Genomic DNA, 3,254 nt, shown 5'->3' with positions numbered 1-3,254 from the left:
ACGATTTTACTCGCTTAACAGCGTGTCCACCATTCGTGGGTAGGATCATAATGTATCAATGTTGCATAACCACGCGCCACGACCATGACCGTTCGCCTCAAAGGGCCACTGAGCGACTCCGTGGCCGCCAACGTAGGCGAGAAAACGGCGCTTACGACAACGTTAGCGAGTACGTCCGGCACCCGCTGAATTTGGGGTAGAAGGTTTCTTCACTCGAGCCACAGAGTGATCAGGTCCTGCAACCTGATACAGCCTCTAAAATTACAGGTATAATCCCACAAATTATTCAACTGGCTGAGAAACGAAGATGACGAAACTCACCTTACAAGAGCAGATGCTAAAAGCTGGATTAGTGACCAGCAAAAAAATGGCCAAAGTGCAAAGAACGGCTAAAAAATCACGAGTTCAGGCTCGTGAGGCAAAAGCCGCTGTGGAAGAAAATAAAAAAGCACAACTTGAGCGTGATAAACAGCTAAGCGAACAACAAAAACAAGCGGCTTTATCTAAAGAGTATAAAGCTCAGGTGAAGCAGCTCATTGAAATGAACAGAATCGTCATTTCAAAAGGCGATATTGACTTTAACTTCACAGATAACAATTTAATTAAAAAAATAGTGGTGGATAAACTTACTCAAGCTCAGCTGATTAGTGGTCGTCTCGCCATTGCCCGTTTGGTTGTTGATAACAGTGGCAAGAGTGAATACGCTATTATCCCCGCGAGCGTAGCCGATAAAATTGCACAGCGAGATGCGAACAGTATTGTATTAAATAGTGCGCTTAGTCAGGAAGAGCAAGATGAAGAAGATCCGTATGCCGATTTTAAAGTGCCAGATGATTTGATGTGGTAATTAACGTTTTGCCGATGCTTAAGTATGAAAAGTCCATCTGGGCTTTTCATTAAGATTTTATTCGGCAAGACGCCACACGCCGGTCAACAACAGTCGGCGTAAGCCCTATTGGGGTGTCTCGGTGTACCGCGCACAGGGAAGCGACTCAGCAAACAATCCGCACCGATAACGCACCCGATTTTTGTGTACTAATTTGTGTACTACTTCGGCGTGGTTGACGGTGGTTTTCAGTGGATTTCGCTGGATGCTCAACAGAGGGATTACCCTGCTGAATCATAGATCTACAGACATCAGTGGACATCTATAGAAAAGAAATTGGAGCGGGAAACGAGACAAGCGCTGAGTTGCTAAATCTTAGTTTATTAACGTTAATTTGATACTGTCAGTATCAGTCGAGCCTTGAAATTAGCCTTGTTTTGGGGAGTCGTCAAGTTAACGAGTTAACAGCGCCTTTAGGCAACCATCAAAGCTCAATCGTCCTTGCCGATTAATATTATCTCCTCGCCAAACGTGATATGCCGATTTTGTATAACTATATGAAAGAAGGTGACATATATGANTGTGCTATGTGCTATGTGCTATGTGCTATGTGCTATGTGCTATGTGCTATTCAACAAAAGGTTTCCATGGCACATATTATCCTATAGATATTGAAAGAGTTATTTATCACAACTAATGTATTGATATTAAACATTTTTTACAACCCCTTCTAAAATATTGACCTCGAATACAATGAGTGTAGAGTTCGGTCAGTATACGACATCTGGACCTTCCAGAAGAAATAGAAGGCCTGAAGTTAAGATCAGTGCAAGTCAGAGAGTTGAAACTATCTAATTTAAGCGAGATAGCAGATGTTAAACGTGAAATTTTAAGGTTGAAGAATAAGCGCATGTTGTCGGACTGGTTTTCCGCTACGCTCCAAACCAGTCGAAAATGCAGAAGTTAGGAGTCAGAGATGTCACTACCGAGTCCAGATGACTGGAAAACTATCTTGTCTGTATTGGCGTTAGGGCTATCACTTGTGTCATTTTGGTTCGCACGAAAAAGCTGGCTTCAGTCAAATCGACCGATAGTGTCAGTTGTAGTCGAGACTCATGCTGGTGGTAACGAATCAATCGCCTACAACCTTGCGGTAAGTAACACTGGAAATCGACCTGCTACAAATGTTCGTATACGCGTGAAAGAAAATGATGTTGAAGCATGCGTAGCAGAATGGGTTAAAAATCTTAAAGGTCCGAGCACTACATACTCCAGAGTGATGAGGTGTTTCTCGGATGACGGAGAAATTCCATTGCTGTTGAACGGAAAAACCATGACTAACTCATTTGGCTATACACGAGGAGATCAACAAACGTTTTGGCGCTATGGATCCAGCCTACCCATAGAAATCGAATATTGCGATCTAGATGGTCGAAAGTATCAATCGAAGCAAACAATAAGAATTAAAGACTCTGCGGGTTTTGCCGGTGGCATTTGGAAGTCATCGAGCAATAACTCCTAACAAATTACTCAAATTCACTCCCGGCCTACGGCCCTCCGTGGGACGTTCCGCTGCGTTGCTGCCGTGCGTCCCTTAGCAAAAGCGTTCAGTCTGCTCTCGACTAACACATCTGGGAGGTTGGTCTGTGACCAGACTGTGTAAAACCTTAGATTAGCCCCATAGATCACCAGACACTTCGCCTCTCTTAAAATAAGAGGTAGTATTGGAACTATGTTTAACACCAGTCAGAATAATAAGATGGTTGAAGTGTTATCAGGGCCTGAACGACGTCGGCGTCGTACTCCTCAGGGAAAAATTGCCATTATTCAGCAGACTATGGAGCCCGGTATGACCGTGTCTCATGTCGCGCGCCTGCATGGCATCAATGCAAACCAGATATTCAAATGGCGCAAGCAATATGAAGACGGCTCGCTGACGGCTGTTGCATCGAGCGAGGAAGTGGTGCCGGCCTCCGAGCTCGCTGCCGCCAATAAGCAAATTCGCGAACTCCAGCGCCTTCTGGGCAAAAAGACGATGGAAGCCGAGATACTCAAAGAGGCCGCAGAGTTCGGCCGGGCAAAAAAATGGATTGCGCATGCGCCCTCGTTGCCTGGGGACGACGAATAACCGACGTTTGCAGAAGTCTTGGCGTGTCGCGTGCGCAGTTGAGCATCCGGGTTCATCGGCCTTCTGACTGGCAGGATCGCAGACGGCAGCCCCGTTCTGACGATACCACCGTATTGTCCCGGATAAACATGGCGGTGGCTGACCTGCCGACGTATGGTTATCGCCGCGTGTGGGCGCTGCTGCGACGGGAGTCAGAGCGGGACGGCCTGCCAGTGGTTAATGCGAAGCGGGTGTATCGCATTATGAGAACGCATAATCTGCTTCTTGAACGTAAACCCGCTGATCCTTGCCGTAAGCGGG

2 protein-coding genes and 1 pseudogene are annotated in these 3,254 nt (G+C 46.1%); all 3 read left to right on the top strand.

Going from position 1 to position 3,254, the window contains the following annotated elements; all coding sequences use genetic code 11:
- Positions 1-307 precede the first annotated feature (307 nt).
- Positions 308-847 carry a DUF2058 domain-containing protein gene (locus tag DDT56_RS24125; protein WP_136168879.1) on the top strand — a complete coding sequence of 180 codons (540 nt, stop codon included), beginning with the start codon at positions 308-310 and terminating at the stop codon, positions 845-847.
- A gap of 955 nt (positions 848-1,802) precedes the next feature.
- Positions 1,803-2,348, top strand: a complete 546-nt coding sequence (locus DDT56_RS24120) for a hypothetical protein (RefSeq protein ID WP_136168878.1) — start codon at positions 1,803-1,805, stop codon at positions 2,346-2,348.
- 237 nt (positions 2,349-2,585) lie between these two features.
- Positions 2,586-3,254: pseudogene (locus DDT56_RS24115) on the top strand (transposase); the annotation flags it as partial.

The organism is Brenneria corticis, assembly GCF_003115855.1.
GTDB classification, from domain to species: domain Bacteria; phylum Pseudomonadota; class Gammaproteobacteria; order Enterobacterales; family Enterobacteriaceae; genus Brenneria; species Brenneria corticis.
This window is presented reverse-complemented; position numbering and strand designations above follow the sequence as displayed.